This is a genomic window from Nonomuraea antimicrobica (genome assembly GCF_039536965.1).
GTDB lineage: Bacteria > Actinomycetota > Actinomycetes > Streptosporangiales > Streptosporangiaceae > Nonomuraea > Nonomuraea antimicrobica.
In genome coordinates, this window is record NZ_BAAAZP010000175.1 from 1 (window position 1) to 15,629 (window position 15,629).

The window sequence follows — 15,629 nt, forward strand, 5'->3', positions numbered from 1 at the left end:
GTCCGGCCCGGCCGAGTCGTCCCGCCCGGCCGGGCCGTCCCGCGCGGAGGCGAGCGCTCCGCCCGCGACAGCTCCCGCGCCCGTCGCACCGGCGCCCGCCGCCCCCGCGGCTCCGGCCGTCACCGTGCTGGCCAAGCCTCCGGTGCGCAAGCTCGCCAAGGACCTGGGCGTCGACCTGTCCACGCTGACCGGTACGGGCCCCCAGGGCTCGATCACCAGGGACGACGTCCAGGCGGCCGCGGCGGCGGGACCCCAGGCCCCCGCGCCCCTGGAGAGCCGTGGGGAGCGCCGCGAGGAGCGCGTCCCGGTCAAGGGCGTACGCAAGATGACCGCCCAGGCCATGGTCGCCAGCGCCTTCACGGCCCCGCACGCGACCGAGTTCCTCCAGGTGGACATGACGGCCACCATGGAGGCCGTGCACCGCCTGCGCACCATGCACGAGTTCGCCGAGGTCAAGGTCTCGCCGCTGCTCCTGGTGGCCAAGGCGGTGCTGACGGCGGTCAGACGCCACCCGATGATCAACTCCGCGTGGGACGAGGCCGCCCAGGAGATCGTGGTCAAGCACTACGTGAACCTGGGCATCGCCGCCGCCACCCCGCGCGGCCTGGTGGTGCCCAACGTCAAGGACGCCCACCTGCTCTCGCTCCCCGACCTGGCCGCCGAGCTGGGCCGGACCACGGAGACGGCCAGGGCCGGCCGTACGCAGCCGGCGGACATGTCCGGCGGCACCATCACCATCACCAACGTCGGCGTGTTCGGCGTCGACGGCGGCACCCCGATCCTCAACCCCGGCGAGTCGGCCATCCTCGCCTTCGGCCAGGTCAGGGACATGCCCTGGGTGGTGGACGGCGAGCTGGCGGTGCGCAAGGTGACGACCCTGTCGCTCTCCTTCGACCACCGGATCGTGGACGGCGAGCTGGGCTCGTTGTTCCTGCGCGACGTGGGAGCCATGCTGGAGGACCCCCTCCGCATGCTCGCCTGGAGCTGACAGCGAGTACGACGATCAACGAGTACGACGACCAACGAGTACGGCGACCGCCGGAAGGACCCCTCTCCCGGCGATCGCCGTACGTCGGGTGACACCCGCACCCGACCCAGCCAGAGCACACGAGGCCCCGCTCAGATACATCGAACCGGCAGATCGCTAAAGTTGCCCGCATGATTCGCCACATCGTGCTGTTCACCTGGACCGACGACGCGACCGACGAGCAGCGGGCGGCCGTCGCGACCGAGCTGCGGGGGCTCCAGGCCGTCATCCCGCAGATCCGTGCGTTCACGGTCGGCGACGACGCGGGCATCAACCAGGGCAACCACGACTTCGCCGTGGTGGCGGACTTCGACAGCGTCGACGACTACCTCGTCTACCGCGACCACCCCGACCACCAGGCCGTGATCGCCGAGCGCATCAAGCCCATCCTCGCGTCCCGGGCCGCCGTCCAGTTCAGCTTCTGACCAGGCCCCGTCACAGGTCAGGCCCCGTCACAGGTCAGGCCCCGTCACAGGTCAGGCCAGGCATGACAACGGCCGCCCGCCGTTGTACGCGACCATGTCGCGCACGGCGGCGGCCACGTCGATCGGCGCGCCCAGGGGCCGCCCGTCGAGTTCGGCGTAGGCGCGGTGCAGGTTGCCCACGAGGCGCTCCGCGTCCAGCAGCCCGGCCCACTCGCCCAGGTCCGTCTCCCTGGCCGTCTCCAGCGGCGTCAGCCCCGCCTCCCGGCCCCGCGCGGCCGTCTCCTGGACGAAGCGCAGGTAACGCTCGACCGGCTCGTACGCCCACGGCCCGCACACCTCGCCGTGTCCCGGCACGACGGTCTCCGCCCCCAGCTCCCTGAGCTGCCCGAGTGCCCGCAGCGCCCCCTCCAGCGAGCCCATCAGCACGAACGGGGTGCCTCCGTTGAAGACCAGGTCACCGGCGAACAGCAGCCGCCGCTCCGGGATCCACACGTAGGAGTCGCTGGTCGTGTGGGCGGCGTGCCCCACGTGCCTGACCTCGCAGCGCAGGTCGTCGGAGTGCACGGTGACGCGGTCGGTGAAGGTGAGGAACGGCGGCGCGGGTTCGTGCCGGCCCCAGTCCACCTCGGACGACCACGCGCTCCGGTAGGCGGGGACGCCCTCGGCGAGTATCTGGTCGCGTACGCCCTCGTGCCCGACGATCGTGGCCTCGGGGAACAGCCAGTTGCCGAACGTGTGGTCGCCGTGGTGGTGGGTGTTGACCAGCGTCGTGATCGGCCGGTCGGTGACCTCGCCGATGGCCGCGCGGAACGCCCGCGTACGCCGCTCGGTCGAGCAGGCGTCGATGACGACGACCCCGCGCCGCCCCGCCAGGAAACCGGCGTTGTTGATCCACCAGCTCCCGTCGGGCTGCAGGTAGGCGTAGACGCCGTCGGACACCTCCTCGACGCGCGGCGGAGGCAGGGGAGGGTCGTGCGCGGTGGAGCTCATGCCGGGGACGGTACCCGTCCCGCGCCGCACACCCGGAGCCTCGCGGCCCACGACAGGACGACGTCTTCCGACGTCGCCCTGTCGGTCACCGCGGGCGGGGGCGAGGGAACGGGCCTAGAAGGCCGCCTCAGGGAGCTCCATGAGCTCCTGCCCGGTGGAGGCGAGCACGCGCCGCTCGGTGGCCAGCCGGGGCAGCACGGTCTTGGCGAAGAACGTGGCCGCCCCGACCTTGCCCAGGTAGAACGCGTCCTCTCCCTCGTCCAGCTTGGCCAGCGCCACCTCGGCCTGGCGCAGCAGCAGCCAGCCGATGACCAGGTCGCCGAGCGCGAGCAGGAACCGGGTGGTGTTCAGGCCGACCTTGTAGACCTCCTGCGGCGTCTCCAGCGAGCCGAGCGCCCAGCCCGCCATGATGTCGCCCATGGCCTTGACCTCGGCGGCGGCCTCGGCGAGCAGCTTGCGCTCCTCCTTGAGCCGACCGTTGCCCGCCTCGGAGCCGGCGAACTCGTTGATCTCCGCCAGCAGCGAGCCGACGGCCGCGCCCTGGTTGCGCAGGATCTTCCTGAAGAACAGGTCCTGGCCCTGGATCGCGGTCGTGCCCTCGTACAGGGAGTCGATCCTGGCGTCGCGGATGTACTGCTCGATCGGGTAGTCCTGAAGATAGCCGGAGCCGCCCAGGGTCTGGAGAGAGCGGGAGAGCAGCTCGTACGACCGTTCCGAGCCGACGCCCTTGACGACCGGCAGCAGCAGGTCGTTCATGTCGTGGGCGTGCCGGTCGTCCGGGTCGATGATCACGGCGTCCTGGAACGTGGCCGTGTAGAGCACCAGGGCGCGCATGCCCTCGACGTACGCCTTCTGCAGCATCAGCTCGCGCCGCACGTCAGGGTGGTTGATGATGGTCACCCGCGGCGCGCTCTTGTCGGCCATCTTCGTCATGTCGGCGCCCTGCACGCGGGCCCTGGCGTACTCCAGGGCGTTCAGGTAGCCGGTGGAGAGCGTGGCGATGGCCTTGGTGCCGACCATCATGCGGGCGTGCTCGATGACCATGAACATCTGCCTGATGCCCTCGTGCACCTCGCCGACCAGCCAGCCGACCGCCGGGTGCCGGTCGCCGAAGGTCAGCTCGCAGGTCGTGGAGACCTTCAGGCCCATCTTCTTCTCGACGTTGGTGACGTAGACGCCGTTGCGCTCGCCCAGCTCACCGGTCTCCAGGTCCACGTGGTACTTCGGCACCAGGAACATCGACAGCCCCTTGGTGCCGGGGCCGTGGCCCTCGGGGCGGGCCAGGACGAGGTGGAAGATGTTCTCGGACATGTCGTGCTCGGCGCTGGTGATGAAGCGCTTGACACCCTCGATGTGCCAGGTGCCGTCGGGCTGCCGCACCGCCTTCGTACGCCCGGCGCCCACGTCGGAGCCGGCGTCCGGCTCGGTGAGCACCATGGTGGCGCCCCAGTTGCGCTCGATGGCCAGCTCCGCGAAGCGCTTCTGCTCCGGCGTGCCCACCTTCCACAGGGTGTAGGAGAAGTTGGGGCCCGCCGCGTACATGTACAGGGCCGGGTTCGCGCCGAGCACCATCTCGGCCGTGGCCCAGGCCAAGGAGCGCGGGATGCCCGGCCCGCCCAGGTCGGTGGGCAGGTCGAGATGGGCCCAGCCGCCGTCGACCAGCGCCCTGAAGGACTTCTTGAAGCCTTCTGGGACGGTCACGGAGCCGGTGGCCGGGTCGAACACGGGCGGGTGCCTGTCGCCCTCCTCGAAGGAGTCGGCGAGCACACCGGTGGCAAGGCGGTTGATCTCGTCCAGGACGCTGCGGGCGACGTCTTCGTCGACTTCCGCGAAGGGCCCGGTGCCGAGGATCTCACGTCTCCCGAAGACCTCGAAAAGGTTGAATTCCAGGTCACGGACGTTGCTCTGATAGTGGCCCATGGGCGTTGATCTCCTTGAACCGAGGCTTCTCTACTCGCCAGTAACCTTACTCTGAAATGCTACCCGCGGGTAACCCGTGCCATGCATGGCATGCTCGTCTCCATGGACGCCGAAGAACTCGCCTCCCGGTGGCGAGAACGACTGGAATCCTGGGCGATTCCGGACGAGATCCTGGCCAAAGCGCCGACGGATCCGTGGGGTTACTCGCCCGAGAGGTTTGGCACCCGTACGGACCGGGCACTGGCCGAGCCCGACGACGGTCCCACGATGACGCGGCTGTTCGAGGCCCTTCCGGAGAAGGGCACGCTGCTCGACGTGGGCTCGGGGCCCGGAGCCGCCTCCCTGCCGCTGCACGGGCGCATCGGCCACCTCTACGCGGTCGACACCTCCGTCCCGATGCTGGAGGGCCTGACCGCCAGGGCCGACAAGCTCGGCGTGCCGGTGACCACGGTGGCGGGCCGCTGGCCCGACGTGGCCGACCAGGTGCCGGTGGCCGACGCGGCCGTGGCGGCGCACGTGGTCTACAACGTCCCAGACCTGGCCGGCTTCCTGCGCGCGCTCGACGCCCGTACGCAGGGGAGAGTGGTGCTGGAGTTGCCCCACCGCCATCCCATGAGCTGGATGGCGCCGCTGTGGCAGCACTTCCACGGCGTCGACCGGCCGGTGCGGCCCATCGCGGAAGACTGCGTGGCGCTGGCGGCGGCGCTCGGCCTCAGGGTGCAGGTGGAGGAGCGGGAGGCCCCGCTGGAACGTTTCACGTCGCTGGAGGAGCTGGCCGCCAGCGCGTGCCGGCGGGTGTGCCTCGACCCGTCGAGAGCCGACGAGGTGGCCGAGACGGCCCTCGAACTCGGCATGTGGCCGGTGCCGCGCGATCGATGGGTCACCATTTGGTGGGAATGATGGCCCTGCCCGCCCCGTTCTAGTAGGAGAGCCCGCGGGGCTCCCGGACGAGACGCGCCGTACCCGGAACGCCAAGACGACGCACCGAGTCAGTTCTCGTCACCAGGGGAGTCATCATCATGGCGTGGATCTTGCTGCTTCTGGCCGGTCTCTTCGAGATCGTCATGGCCCTGTCACTCAAGCTCAGCAACGGGTTCGGCAACCTGTGGTGGAGCCTGTCCTTCCTGGGCACGGCCGTGCTCAGCTTCGGCCTGCTCTCGTACGCGCTCAAGTCCCTCGACGTGGGCACCGCCTACGCCGTCTGGACCGGCGTCGGCGCGGCGGGCACCGCTATCCTCGGCATGGTCGCCTTGGGTGACACCGTGTCGGCGGCGCGGATCGTCTCGATCGCCCTCATCCTGGCGGGCGTGATCGGCCTGCGAACCCTGACGTGAACACGGGTTTGAACGCCGGTTCAAGCGCCGTGCCGAAAACCTGCTTGACGTCTTAGGTGGTGTCGGGTTGGGTGATCGCATGATCGAAATTCATGCGATCACCATCGACGCGGCCGACCCGTACGAGATCGCGAGCTGGTGGAGCAGGGCCACAGGCCTGCCCTTGGGCGAGGGCGACAAGCCGGGCGACGACGAGGCCATGCTGCGTACCGCGCAGGACCCGTTCCTGCTGTTCATCCGCGTGCCCGAGGGCAAGACGGTCAAGAACCGCGTGCACCTCGACGTCAACGGCACCGAGGGCAGGACCCGTGACCAGGAGGTCGAGCGGCTGGTCGAGCTGGGCGCCACCGTCTTCGACGATCTCCGCAAGCCCGACGGCTCCGGCTGGGTGACCATGCTCGACCCCGAGGGCAACGAGTTCTGCGTCTGCAGGAGCCCGGAGGAGCGGGGCGTCCCGGGCTGAGCCGGGGGTCACCGGCTCGATCGCGCTCGTCCCCGCATCGTGAGCGTCAGGACCGCGGCGATCAGGTAGACGAGCGCGCCGTGCCACAGGGCGTCCACGGCCGAGCCGAAGACCCCCTCGCCGTCGAGCACGAGCTGCACCGGATAGTCCAGCACGGCGGTGATACCGGCGGGCAGCAGCGCGAACTTCCACGGGTGCCCCAGCGCCCAGAGACGGGCCTGGCGGGTCACGCGGTCACCCTCGTCCGGCTTGGACACCGAACCTATGGCGGCGATCAGGGCGAACAGGCTGATGCCCAGGCCCAGCGCCCACACGAGGTCACCGCCCGTGATCAGGCCGAAACCGAAGCTCGCGGCGGTCACGACACCGGCACCGATGGCGGCGGCCTTCCAGGGGGCACCGCGCAGTGCGGCGCCCGACAGGGAGATCTCATCGCGTCGACTGATTTCGTTCATGTCATCATGCTCCCTTTCGCCCCGCCCTGGGGGCATCGGGGATGGACCCTGAGCCGTCCCTGACATGATTCGGGCATGACTGATGTGCGGATTGTGCAACTGGGGCCGGATGAGGGGGAGCGGCTGCGGGAGGTGCGGTTGCGGGCGCTGCTGGACGCGCCGGACGCGTTCGGCTCCTCGTATGGGCGGGAGATCGAGTTCACGCCTGAAACCTGGTCGGAAAGGCTGAAAAATCCGGATTCCCGGTACTGGCTGGCCACGCGTGGCGGCACGGACGTCGGCCTGGTGTGCGTCCTGCTGGAGGACGACCGGGACGACCCCGGCCGGCGGCACGCGCACCTGCTGTCCATGTGGGTCGGCCCAGAGGCCAGGCGCGCGAACGTGGGCTCCCGGCTGGTGGACGCCGCCGTCGACTGGGCCAGGGGCACCGGCGTCGAGGAGATCGGCCTGTGGGCGGTGGACCTGAACCACGCCGCCCGCGCCCTCTACACCCGCAAGGGCTTCATCCCGAGCGGCAAGGTCATGGCGCTGCCGTCCAACCCCGCCCTGATGGAGTCCCACTACGTGCTGTCACTGCTCTTCCGCCCGGCCCGGCGGGAGGACGTGCCCGCCATCGTGGCCATGCTGGCCGACGACCCCCTCGGGGCCGCGCGGGAGGGCGACCCGGGCGACGAGCGGTACCTGGCGGCCTTCGACCGGATCGACGCCGACCCGTACGACGAGCTGATCGTGGCCGAGCGCGACGGCGAGGTGGTCGGCACGATGCAGCTCACCTACCTGGCGGGGCTGTCGCGGCTGGGGTCGGAGCGGTGCCAGATCGAGGCCGTCAGGGTCGCCGACTCGGCCAGGGGGCAGGGGCTCGGGCGCAAGATGATCACCTGGGCGATCGACCGGGCGCGGGCGCGCGGCTGCGCGATCGTCCAGCTCACCTCCGACAGGTCGCGTACGGACGCGCACCGCTTCTACGACTCCCTCGGCTTCACGGACTCCCACGTCGGCTACAAGCTGACCCTGTGACCTGTCAGCGTGACCGGGTCAGGAGGGGTACGCGCTCAGCTCGACCAAGTTGTCGTGGAAGGCGGGGCCCCGGCCCATGTCCGCGTCCCGCTCGGCCACCACGGCGTTCGGGTTGGCGCCGCCCGGGCTGAGCTTGGGCCAGCGGCCCTTCGGTGAGGCCACCACCCCGGCCGACACCCGGTCGCTGATCTCCACGTCCGCCAGGAACCCGCCGCCGTCGTTGTGCACGCGTACGCGCTGGCCGTCCACCAGTCCGCGCGCCGCCGCGTCGGCCGGGTTGACCAGCACCACCGGCTCCTTGGCCCGCCGCCGCAGCTCCGGGTTGTTGCCGAAGGTCGTGTTGAGGAACGTGTGCGAGGCCGGCGTGACCAGCCGCAGCGGGTACCGGGAGCCGTCCGCGCCGGCCGTGTGGGGCGGCACGTACGCCTGCCCCGCCGGAGGGAAGCGCAGCCGCCCGGTGGGCGTCGGGAAGCCGTCGGCGAACGGCGTGAAGGGCTGCGGGTAGTTCATCCGCATCCAGCCCTCCTTGCGCAGCCTGTCGAGGGTGATGCCCTCGAGGGAAGGATGCCCGCTCGCCAGGAGCTGCTCGGCCAGCTCCAGGTCCGAGTCGTACAGCGACGGCTCGGTCAGCCCCATGTGCGCCGCCAGCCGCCGGAACGTCTCCGTCGTCGACAGGCACTCGCCGGGGGGCGGCACGGCCTGCTCGTTCCACAGCAGGTACAGGTGCCCGTAGCCGGCGTGCAGGTCGTGGTGCTCGGTCTGCATGGTCGCGGGCAGCACGATGTCGGCGTAGTCGACGGTGTCGGTCGGGAACTGCTCCATGACGACCGTGAACAGGTCCTCGCGGGCGAGCCGGCGCCTGATCGCGTTGGAATCGGGGGACGAGCCCACCGGGTTGGCCGCGTACACCCACAGGCACTTCACCGACTCGTCGAGCTGCGAGGCCAGCTTGGTCATGACCAGCGTGCGCACCGGCTCGGCCAGCAGGTCGTCGCGCCTGTCGACGGCGAGGTGCACGTGGTCGCTGGTGGAGAAGGCCATGCCGCCGCCGGGGTGCCGCCAGTCGCCGGTGACGCCGGGGATCGAGGCGATCGTCCGCAGCGCCGCGCCGCCGCCGGCGTGCCGCTGCAGGCCGTGCGTGGCGCGCAGCGCGGTCGGGCGGGTGTGCGCGAGCCGCATCCCCAGCCTGTGGACGGCCTCGGCGGGGATCCCGGTGATCTCGGCCACCTTGTCGACGGGGTGGCGCAGGATCTCCTCGCGGAAGGCGTCCCAGCCCTCGGTGTGCGCGGCCAGGAACTCCTCGTCCTGGGCGTTCTCCGCCAGCACGACGTTGAGCAGCCCGAGCGCGAGGGCCGCGTCCGTGCCCGGCCTGATCGCCAGGTGCTCGTCCGCCTGGTCGGCCGTCCTGGTGCGGATGGGGTCGATGGCGACGACGTACGCGCCGTCCGCCCGCGCGTCCTGGATGAACTTCCACAGGTGGTGGCCGCTGGTCAGCGTGTTCGTGCCCCAGAGCAGGATCAGCCTGGCCAGGGCGAAGTTCTCGGGGTCCATGCCCGCGGCGGTGCCGTTCGTACGGCGCAGCCCGGAGCTGCCGGCCGCCGAGCAGATGTTGAGCCAGTGCTTGGAGGCACCCAGCACGTTCCAGAACCGCCGCCCCGCCACGCCCTCGCAGCCCTGTAGGTAGCCGAGCGTGCCGGTGCCGAGATAGGGCCAGATGGCCTCGCCGCCGTGCTCCTCGACGATGCTGCGCAGCCGTACGGAGATCTCGTCGAGTGCCTCGTCCCAGGTGATCCGCTCGAACTGGCCCGAGCCCTTCGGCCCGACCCGGCGCATCGGGTGCAGGATGCGGTCGTCCGCGCGCGTGTGCTCCAGGTAGCGGTTCACCTTCACGCAGAGCGCGCCCCTGGTGTACGGCTGGTCGGGGTTGCCGCGCATCTTGACGGCCGCGCCGTTCTCGACGGTGACCACCCATGAGCAGGTATCCGGGCAGTCAAGCGGACATGCCCCCAAAACCCTCAATTCACCCGACATAGGGCAAATCCTACGTCCACGTGTCCTCTGCAAATCGGAGGTGAACGGGGAGAACTTCAGAGTGTAGCCTGCCCCGTGCGACGACTACGGGGACGATCGAGCAGACTGGGGGCCAGAGATCGTACGGTCCGGCACGGGAAGGTGCGGAATCGCTGTCGGTGGCCGATATCAGGGAACGAGATGACACGGAGGACCTCGCGGAGGGGGATCCAGCCGTGGCCGAATCACGCGCGGAAACCGACGTCTACGTCGTAGAGCCGCTGCTGCCCCAGCGCCTGCGCCGCCCCTCCGACCTGCTGCGCTTCATCTCCACGCTCCTCGTGCTCACCGCGGTGATCCTGCTCGCCCTCGTCGCCAAGCAGACGCTCATCGGGCTCGAGGCCGACGTCAAGGAGGGCGCCGAGCTGGTGCCGCTGCTCAGCCGCGTCGCGGCGTTCCTGGGCGGCGCGGCGGTGCTCATCGTGCCCATGGCCTTCGCGGTCGAGCGGGTCTTCCACCGCGACGGGCTGCGGGTGGCAGAAGGGCTGATCGCCGCCATCGTGGGCATGGCCGGATCGTTCCTGCTCGGACAGTGGCTCGTCGGCGGCAACGTCGACGACCTGCGCGTGCTGCTCACCGGCGACCGGACGATCGAGCCGGTCAACACGCTGCTCACCTCGGTGATCGCCTACTCCACCGCCGTCCGCGTCTCCCGCCGCCCGACCTGGCGGATGCTGATGTGGACCACCATCGCCCTCTACATCCTGGCGCTGTTCTCCGGCCGCCAGATCACGCTCCCCAGCGCCATCGTCACCGTGCTCGTCGGCATGGCCATCGGCTACGCCACCCTGTACGGCGTCGGCAGCCCCAACACCCGCCCACCGGGCAGCGCCGTCGTGGCCGCGCTGCGCAAGCTGTCGTTCGTCCCCGTCTCCGCCCGCCGGGTCGAGGACGACCACCAGGGCAGCCGCCGCTACGCCATCGGGCTCAAAGACGGCTCCAGCCTCGACGTCACCGTGCTCGACCGCGACCGGCAGGTGGCCGGGCTGCCGTACCGGCTGTGGCGGCGCATCAGGCTCAACTCCGAGACCAGGCGGCGGGCGATCAGGTCGCTGCGGGCCGAGCTCGAACGCGAGGCGCTCATGGCGTACGCGGCCCAGGCGGCCGGCGCCAGCACCCCGCGCCTGCTCGGCACCAGCGAGATCGGCACCGAGGCCGCCCTGCTCGCCTACGAGCACATCGAGACGCGCCCGCTCGACGAGGTGCCCGACGCGGAGATCAGCGACGAAGTGCTCGCCCAGATCTGGGAGCAGGTCGAACTGCTGCAGATCCAGCGCCTGGCCCACCGGCGGCTCACCGGCGACAGCATCCACCTCGACCGCGCGGGCCGCGTCGTGCTCACCGACGCCCGCAGCGGCGAGGTCGCGGCCGGCGACCTGCTGCTGCGGCTCGACGTCGCCCAGCTCCTGGCCTACCTGGCACTGCGGGTGGGCCCCGAGCGCTCGGTACGCGCCGCGGCCGACGTGATGGGCCCCGACGCGCTCGCCGCCGCCATGCCGCTGCTCCAGCAGATCGCGCTCACCAGGGAGACCCGCTCCGCGCTGGCCAAGGCCAAGAACGTGCTGCCGGGCATCCGCGAGCACATCGTCGCGCTCAAGCCGCAGGGCAAGCTCGAGGAAGTACGCCTGGAGCGGTTCCGCCCCCGCACCCTGATCACGATCATCGCCGGCGCCATCGCCGCGTACATCGTGCTCTCCCAGCTCAGCCGGGTGAACGTCTACCAGGTCGTCACCATGGCCAACTGGGCCTGGTCGGGGCTGGCGCTGCTGGCCTCGTTCACCAGCTTCGTGGCCGCGGCGCTCATGCTGCGCGGGTTCGTGCCCGAGCGGCTGCCGCTGTGGCGTACGGTGCTGGTGCAGTTCGCGGCCTCGTTCGTCAAGCTCGTCACGCCCGCGGCGGTCGGCGGAGTCGCGATCAACACCCGCTACCTGCAAAAACGCGGCATCACCCCGGCCAGCGCGGTGGCCAGCGTGGGCGCGTCCCAGGTCACCATGCTGGTCTTCCACATCCTGCTGCTTGGCCTGTTCGCCTACATCACCGGGTCGACCACGGCCACCTCGTTCTCGCCGTCGCGCGGGCTCGTCCTGGTGCTGCTGGGGGTCGCGGTGCTGGTCGTGGCGGTGCTGGGCGTGCCGCCGCTGCGCCGGCTGGTGACCTCGCGGCTGCGCAGACTGTTCTCGAACGTGCTGCCCCGCCTGCTCGACGTGCTCCAGTCACCGCACAAGATGATCGAGGCGTGCGTGGGCACGCTCATGATCACCATCGCGTTCGTGGTGTGCCTCGACGCCTGCGTGGCCGCGTTCGGCGGCGAGCTCAGCTTCACCGCCGTCGCGGTCGTCTTCCTCACGGCCAACGCGATCGGCTCGGCCGCGCCCACCCCCGGCGGGCTGGGCGCGGTCGAGGTGGCGCTCGTGGGCGGCCTGACGGTCGCGGGCCTCCCCGCCGAGCTGGCCACCTCGGCCGTGCTGCTGCACCGGCTGCTCACGTTCTGGCTGCCGGTGCTGCCGGGCTGGGCCGCCTTCACCTACCTCCAGCGGCACGAGGCCCTGTGAGCGTGCGACCCGCGCCCGGATCAGCGACCTGACGCGGCCGGGCCGGTGATCTTGTCGATGGCCTCCAGCTCGTCCTCGGTGAAGGCCGGGCCGTTCACGCAGCCCACGTTGTCCTCGAGCTGCCGCACGCTGCTCGCGCCGATGAGCACGCTCGTCACCCTCGGGTCCCGCAGCGTCCACGACAGCGCCATCTGGGCCAGCGTCTGCCCCCGCGTCCTGGCGATCTCGTTGAGGTCGCGCGCCAGGTCGCGGTCGATCCGGTCGGCGGTCAGGAACCTGCTGGTGGCCGCCCGCGAGTCGGACGGCACCCCGTCCAGGTAGCGGTCGGTGAGCAGCCCCTGCGCCAGCGGCGAGAACACGATGCAGCCCATCCCCGCCTCCTCCAGCGTGTCCAGCAGCCCGTCCTCGATCCACCGGTTGATCATCGAGTAGGACGGCTGGTGGATGAGCAGCGGCGTGCCCAGCTCGCTCATGATCCGGGCCGCCTGGGCGGTCTGCTCGGCCGAGTAGTTGGAGATGCCCGCGTACAGCGCCTTGCCCGAGCGCACCGCCCGGTCGAGCGCCCCCATGGTCTCCTCCAGCGGCGTCTCCGGGTCGGGCCGGTGGCTGTAGAAGATGTCCACGTAGTCGAGCCCCATGCGCTGGAGCGACTGGTCGAGGCTGGCCAGCACGTATTTCCGCGAGCCCCACTCGCCGTACGGGCCCGGCCACATGTCGTATCCGGCCTTGGTGGAGATGACCAGCTCGTCGCGGTACGCCGCGAAGTCCTCGCGCAGGATCGTGCCGAAGTTCCGCTCCGCCGAGCCGTACGGCACGCCGTAGTTGTTGGCCAGGTCGAAGTGCGTCACCCCGAGGTCGAACGCCCGGCGCAGGATCGCCCGCGAGTTGTCGATCGGACGGTTGTCGCCGAAGTTGTGCCACAGGCCCAGTGACACGGCCGGCAGCTTGAGCCCGCTGCGGCCGCTGCGGTTGTACGGCTGGCGCTCGTAGCGCCGCTCGTCGGCCTGATACGTCATGACGTGCCTCTCTCGATGATCCAGGACAGCGCGAAGGACTCCTCCCGCCAGGCGTCGTAACGCCCGCTGCGGCCGCCGTGCCCCGCGCCCATCTCCGTCTTCAGCAGGAACGGGCCGCCGCTCGCCGTCGCGCGCAGCCTCGCGATCCACTTCGCCGGCTCGTGGTAGAGCACACGCGTGTCGTTCAGGCTCGTGATCGCCAGAATCGGCGGGTACGGCCTGCCGTCCACGTTCTCGTACGGCGAATAGCTCTTCATGTAGGCGTACACGTCGGGGTCGTGCAGCGGGTCGCCCCACTCGTCCCATTCGATCACGGTCAGCGGGAGCGACGGGTCGAGGATCGTGTTCAGTGCGTCCACGAACGGCACCTCGGCCACGACCCCCGCGAACTCCTCCGGCGCCAGGTTCGCCACCGCGCCCATCAGCAGCCCGCCCGCCGAGCCGCCCCTGGCCACGATCCGCTCGCTCCACCCCGACGTCTTCAGATGCCTGGCCACGGCCACGAAGTCGGTGAACGTGTTGCGCTTCCTGGTCAGCTTGCCGTCCTCGTACCAGTGGCGGCCCATCTCGCCGCCGCCCCGCACGTGGGCGACCGCGAAGACGAAGCCCCGGTCGAGCAGCGACAGCCGCGGCACCGAGAAGCTCGGGTCGATGGAGGTCTCGTAGCTGCCGTACCCGTACAGGACCGTCGGGGCGGGCCTGGCGGCGCCCTTTCGCTTGACGATCGACACGGGGATCTTGGTGCCGTCGTCGGCGGTGGCCCACTCGCGGAACTGCTCGTAGTCGGCCGGGTCGTAGCCGCCCAGCACCGGGCGCCGCTTGAGCAGGATGAGGTCGTGGGTGTCGAGCTCGTAGTCGTACACGCTGGGCGGGGTGACCATGCTCGTGTACGCCAGCCGCAGCCGCGTGGTCGTGAACTCCGGGTTGCCCGCGGGGCCGGCGTCGTACAGGGGCTCGGGGAAGTCGATCTCGTACGCGTCGCGCTCCGACGCCTCGACCCGCTCGCGCCAGTCGCCCCCCGCCGCGCCGTACGGCAGCACGCGCAGCCCGGTCAGCCCGTCGCGGCGGAAGTGCACCACGGCGTGGTCGGAGAACGCGTCGATCTCCAGCAGGCGGGTGTCGTCGCGGTGCGGGATCAGCGGGGTCCAGGTGTCCGGGGCGTCGAGCGGGGCCGTGGCCAGCTCGAAGTTCTCGGCGTTCTCGTTGTGCAGGATGTAGAAGAAGTCGCCCGCGTGCTCGACGCCGTACTCGACACCGGTCTTCCGCGGACGGACCACCACGAACTCACCGGTCGGATCGGTGGCGTCGAGGATGCGCACCTCGCTGGTGATCTTGCTGCCCGCGCCCAGCACGAGGTACCTCTCGCTGCGGGTCAGCCCGATGCCCACCCAGTAGCGCTCGTCGTCCTCCTGGTAGACGAGCACGTCCTCCCGGGTGCCGAGGGTGTGCCGGTAGACCTGGTAGGGGCGCCAGGCGTCGTCCACCCGCGTGTAGAAGAACGTCGAGCCGTCGGCCGACCAGGCGCCGCCGTAGAAGATGTCGGTGATCTCGTCGGGCAGCGCCTCGCCGGTCTCGAGGTTCTTGAACCTCAGCGTGAAACGCTCGTCACCCTTGAAATCGGTCGAATAGGCCAGCATCGTGCCGTCGGGAGAAACGGAGCTGGTGCCGATCGAGAAGAACGGGCTGTCGCCGGCGAGCTGGTTGCCGTCGAGGATGACCTGTTCGTGGTCGAGCGGTTCGCCGGGGGTGATCTCCGGGGGCGCGTCGTCGCCGGCCGGGACCCGGCAGGAGACCGCGTACTGCTTGCCCTCCTCCGTACGGGCGAAATACCACCACGCGCCCTTGCGGCTTGCCACCGACAGGTCGGTTTCCTGGGTGCGGCCCTTGATCTCCTGGAACACCTGTTCCTGGAGCTCGGAGAGGTGATCGGTCTGCTGCTTGAGAAAGTCGTTCTCCGCCGTCAAATAGGCGGTCGTGTCTGGATCATCCTTGTTGCTCAGCCATGCGTACTCATCGATGACGATGTCACCGTGATGAGTGCGTTCGGTGGGGATCTTCTTCGCCACTGGTGGCTCGTTGCTGCTCACGTGGGGAGTCTATGTTCGGTTGTGATCGTTCCGTTGCCGGGGAACCTGGCGAACCGGCCCGAGGGGCCGAGAGGCGCTGCTAATCTTTAGAAGCCGACGCGGAGCGGCGCAACCCACATCCATCACTCAGGTGGCTCTCGTGTGTTGTGCCACGATCGTCGGCAAACCCTTCCGACCCGCGGGTCCGGAGATCGATTCGCAGATCGGTCTACGGGCTGGTAAGTTAGAGGGGTTGTCTCCGAAAGGGGGCGGGCTTAATTTCTGCAGGTTGTG

Annotated in this window: 13 protein-coding genes, 1 pseudogene and 1 riboswitch; of the genes and pseudogenes, 8 read left to right on the plus strand and 6 right to left on the minus strand. The window is 70.2% G+C overall.

Going from position 1 to position 15,629, the window contains the following annotated elements; translation table 11 throughout:
• On the plus strand, positions 1 to 988 hold a 988-nt coding region (locus tag ABD844_RS41240), incomplete at its 5' end, for a dihydrolipoamide acetyltransferase family protein (protein WP_344891163.1).
• Positions 989 to 1,158: 170 nt separating this feature from the next.
• Positions 1,159 to 1,452 (plus strand): Dabb family protein, encoded by a 294-nt coding sequence (locus ABD844_RS41245; protein WP_344891165.1) that lies wholly within the window; start codon positions 1,159 to 1,161, stop codon positions 1,450 to 1,452.
• Positions 1,453 to 1,503: 51 nt separating this feature from the next.
• On the opposite strand, the gene ABD844_RS41250 is transcribed toward ABD844_RS41245, so the two are convergent.
• Entirely contained in the window at positions 1,504 to 2,442 is a 939-nt protein-coding gene (locus tag ABD844_RS41250; protein WP_344891168.1) for an MBL fold metallo-hydrolase, read from the minus strand.
• 114 nt (positions 2,443 to 2,556) lie between these two features.
• Entirely contained in the window at positions 2,557 to 4,362 is a 1,806-nt protein-coding gene (locus ABD844_RS41255; RefSeq protein ID WP_344891171.1) for an acyl-CoA dehydrogenase, read from the minus strand.
• A gap of 90 nt (positions 4,363 to 4,452) precedes the next feature.
• On the opposite strand from ABD844_RS41255, the gene ABD844_RS41260 reads away from it, so the two are divergent.
• The 3 genes from ABD844_RS41260 to ABD844_RS41270 all read left to right on the plus strand — a co-directional run bounded on the left by ABD844_RS41260 (position 4,453) and on the right by ABD844_RS41270 (position 6,159).
• Positions 4,453 to 5,262, plus strand: a complete 810-nt coding sequence (locus ABD844_RS41260) for a class I SAM-dependent methyltransferase (protein WP_344891174.1) — start codon at positions 4,453 to 4,455, stop codon at positions 5,260 to 5,262.
• A 25-nt stretch (positions 5,263 to 5,287) separates the two neighbouring features.
• Positions 5,288 to 5,348: riboswitch (guanidine-III (ykkC-III) riboswitch) on the plus strand.
• Positions 5,349 to 5,381: 33 nt separating this feature from the next.
• Positions 5,382 to 5,696: a DMT family transporter gene (locus ABD844_RS41265; RefSeq protein WP_344891177.1), complete on the plus strand. Its 315-nt coding sequence runs from the start codon at positions 5,382 to 5,384 to the stop codon at positions 5,694 to 5,696.
• A 79-nt stretch (positions 5,697 to 5,775) separates the two neighbouring features.
• Positions 5,776 to 6,159 carry a VOC family protein gene (locus tag ABD844_RS41270; protein ID WP_344891180.1) on the plus strand — a complete coding sequence of 128 codons (384 nt, stop codon included), beginning with the start codon at positions 5,776 to 5,778 and terminating at the stop codon, positions 6,157 to 6,159.
• An 8-nt stretch (positions 6,160 to 6,167) separates the two neighbouring features.
• On the opposite strand, the gene ABD844_RS41275 is transcribed toward ABD844_RS41270, so the two are convergent.
• Positions 6,168 to 6,614: a hypothetical protein gene (locus ABD844_RS41275; protein ID WP_344891183.1), complete on the minus strand. Its 447-nt coding sequence runs from the start codon at positions 6,612 to 6,614 to the stop codon at positions 6,168 to 6,170.
• A gap of 75 nt (positions 6,615 to 6,689) precedes the next feature.
• Between ABD844_RS41275 and ABD844_RS41280 the strand changes: the two are divergent.
• Positions 6,690 to 7,121: pseudogene (locus ABD844_RS41280) on the plus strand (GNAT family N-acetyltransferase); the annotation flags it as partial.
• Positions 7,122 to 7,163: 42 nt separating this feature from the next.
• Entirely contained in the window at positions 7,164 to 7,631 is a 468-nt protein-coding gene (locus ABD844_RS41285; protein WP_344891199.1) for a GNAT family N-acetyltransferase, read from the plus strand.
• 18 nt (positions 7,632 to 7,649) lie between these two features.
• Here the strand turns inward: ABD844_RS41285 and ABD844_RS41290 are convergent, their stop codons facing one another.
• Complete coding sequence (locus tag ABD844_RS41290) at positions 7,650 to 9,662, minus strand: molybdopterin-containing oxidoreductase family protein (RefSeq protein ID WP_344891186.1); 2,013 nt, start codon at positions 9,660 to 9,662, stop codon at positions 7,650 to 7,652.
• Positions 9,663 to 9,877: 215 nt separating this feature from the next.
• On the opposite strand from ABD844_RS41290, the gene ABD844_RS41295 reads away from it, so the two are divergent.
• On the plus strand, positions 9,878 to 12,253 hold the full coding sequence (locus ABD844_RS41295; RefSeq protein ID WP_344891190.1) for a lysylphosphatidylglycerol synthase transmembrane domain-containing protein: 2,376 nt from the start codon (positions 9,878 to 9,880) through the stop codon (positions 12,251 to 12,253).
• Between the two features lie 20 nt (positions 12,254 to 12,273).
• On the opposite strand, the gene mgrA is transcribed toward ABD844_RS41295, so the two are convergent.
• Entirely contained in the window at positions 12,274 to 13,269 is a 996-nt protein-coding gene (gene mgrA, locus ABD844_RS41300; RefSeq protein WP_344891193.1) for an L-glyceraldehyde 3-phosphate reductase, read from the minus strand.
• A complete protein-coding gene (locus tag ABD844_RS41305; protein ID WP_344891196.1) occupies positions 13,266 to 15,356 on the minus strand; it encodes a S9 family peptidase in 2,091 nt (696 codons plus the stop codon). Before ABD844_RS41305 ends, mgrA begins: the two co-directional genes overlap by 4 nt.
• Between the last annotated feature and the right edge of the window lie 273 nt (positions 15,357 to 15,629).

Excerpts from the sequence above, each read along its gene's own strand:
- ABD844_RS41285 (WP_344891199.1), top strand. The coding sequence starts at position 7,164 with ATGGAGTCCCACTACGTGCTGTCACTGCTCTTCCGCCCGGCCCGGCGG.
- ABD844_RS41250 (WP_344891168.1), bottom strand. The coding sequence starts at position 2,442 with ATGAGCTCCACCGCGCACGACCCTCCCCTGCCTCCGCCGCGCGTCGAG.
- ABD844_RS41270 (WP_344891180.1), top strand. The coding sequence starts at position 5,776 with ATGATCGAAATTCATGCGATCACCATCGACGCGGCCGACCCGTACGAG.
- ABD844_RS41255 (WP_344891171.1), bottom strand. The coding sequence starts at position 4,362 with ATGGGCCACTATCAGAGCAACGTCCGTGACCTGGAATTCAACCTTTTC.
- ABD844_RS41275 (WP_344891183.1), bottom strand. The coding sequence starts at position 6,614 with ATGAACGAAATCAGTCGACGCGATGAGATCTCCCTGTCGGGCGCCGCA.
- ABD844_RS41260 (WP_344891174.1), top strand. The coding sequence starts at position 4,453 with ATGCTCGTCTCCATGGACGCCGAAGAACTCGCCTCCCGGTGGCGAGAA.
- mgrA (WP_344891193.1), bottom strand. The coding sequence starts at position 13,269 with ATGACGTATCAGGCCGACGAGCGGCGCTACGAGCGCCAGCCGTACAAC.
- ABD844_RS41290 (WP_344891186.1), bottom strand. The coding sequence starts at position 9,662 with ATGTCGGGTGAATTGAGGGTTTTGGGGGCATGTCCGCTTGACTGCCCG.
- ABD844_RS41245 (WP_344891165.1), top strand. The coding sequence starts at position 1,159 with ATGATTCGCCACATCGTGCTGTTCACCTGGACCGACGACGCGACCGAC.
- ABD844_RS41265 (WP_344891177.1), top strand. The coding sequence starts at position 5,382 with ATGGCGTGGATCTTGCTGCTTCTGGCCGGTCTCTTCGAGATCGTCATG.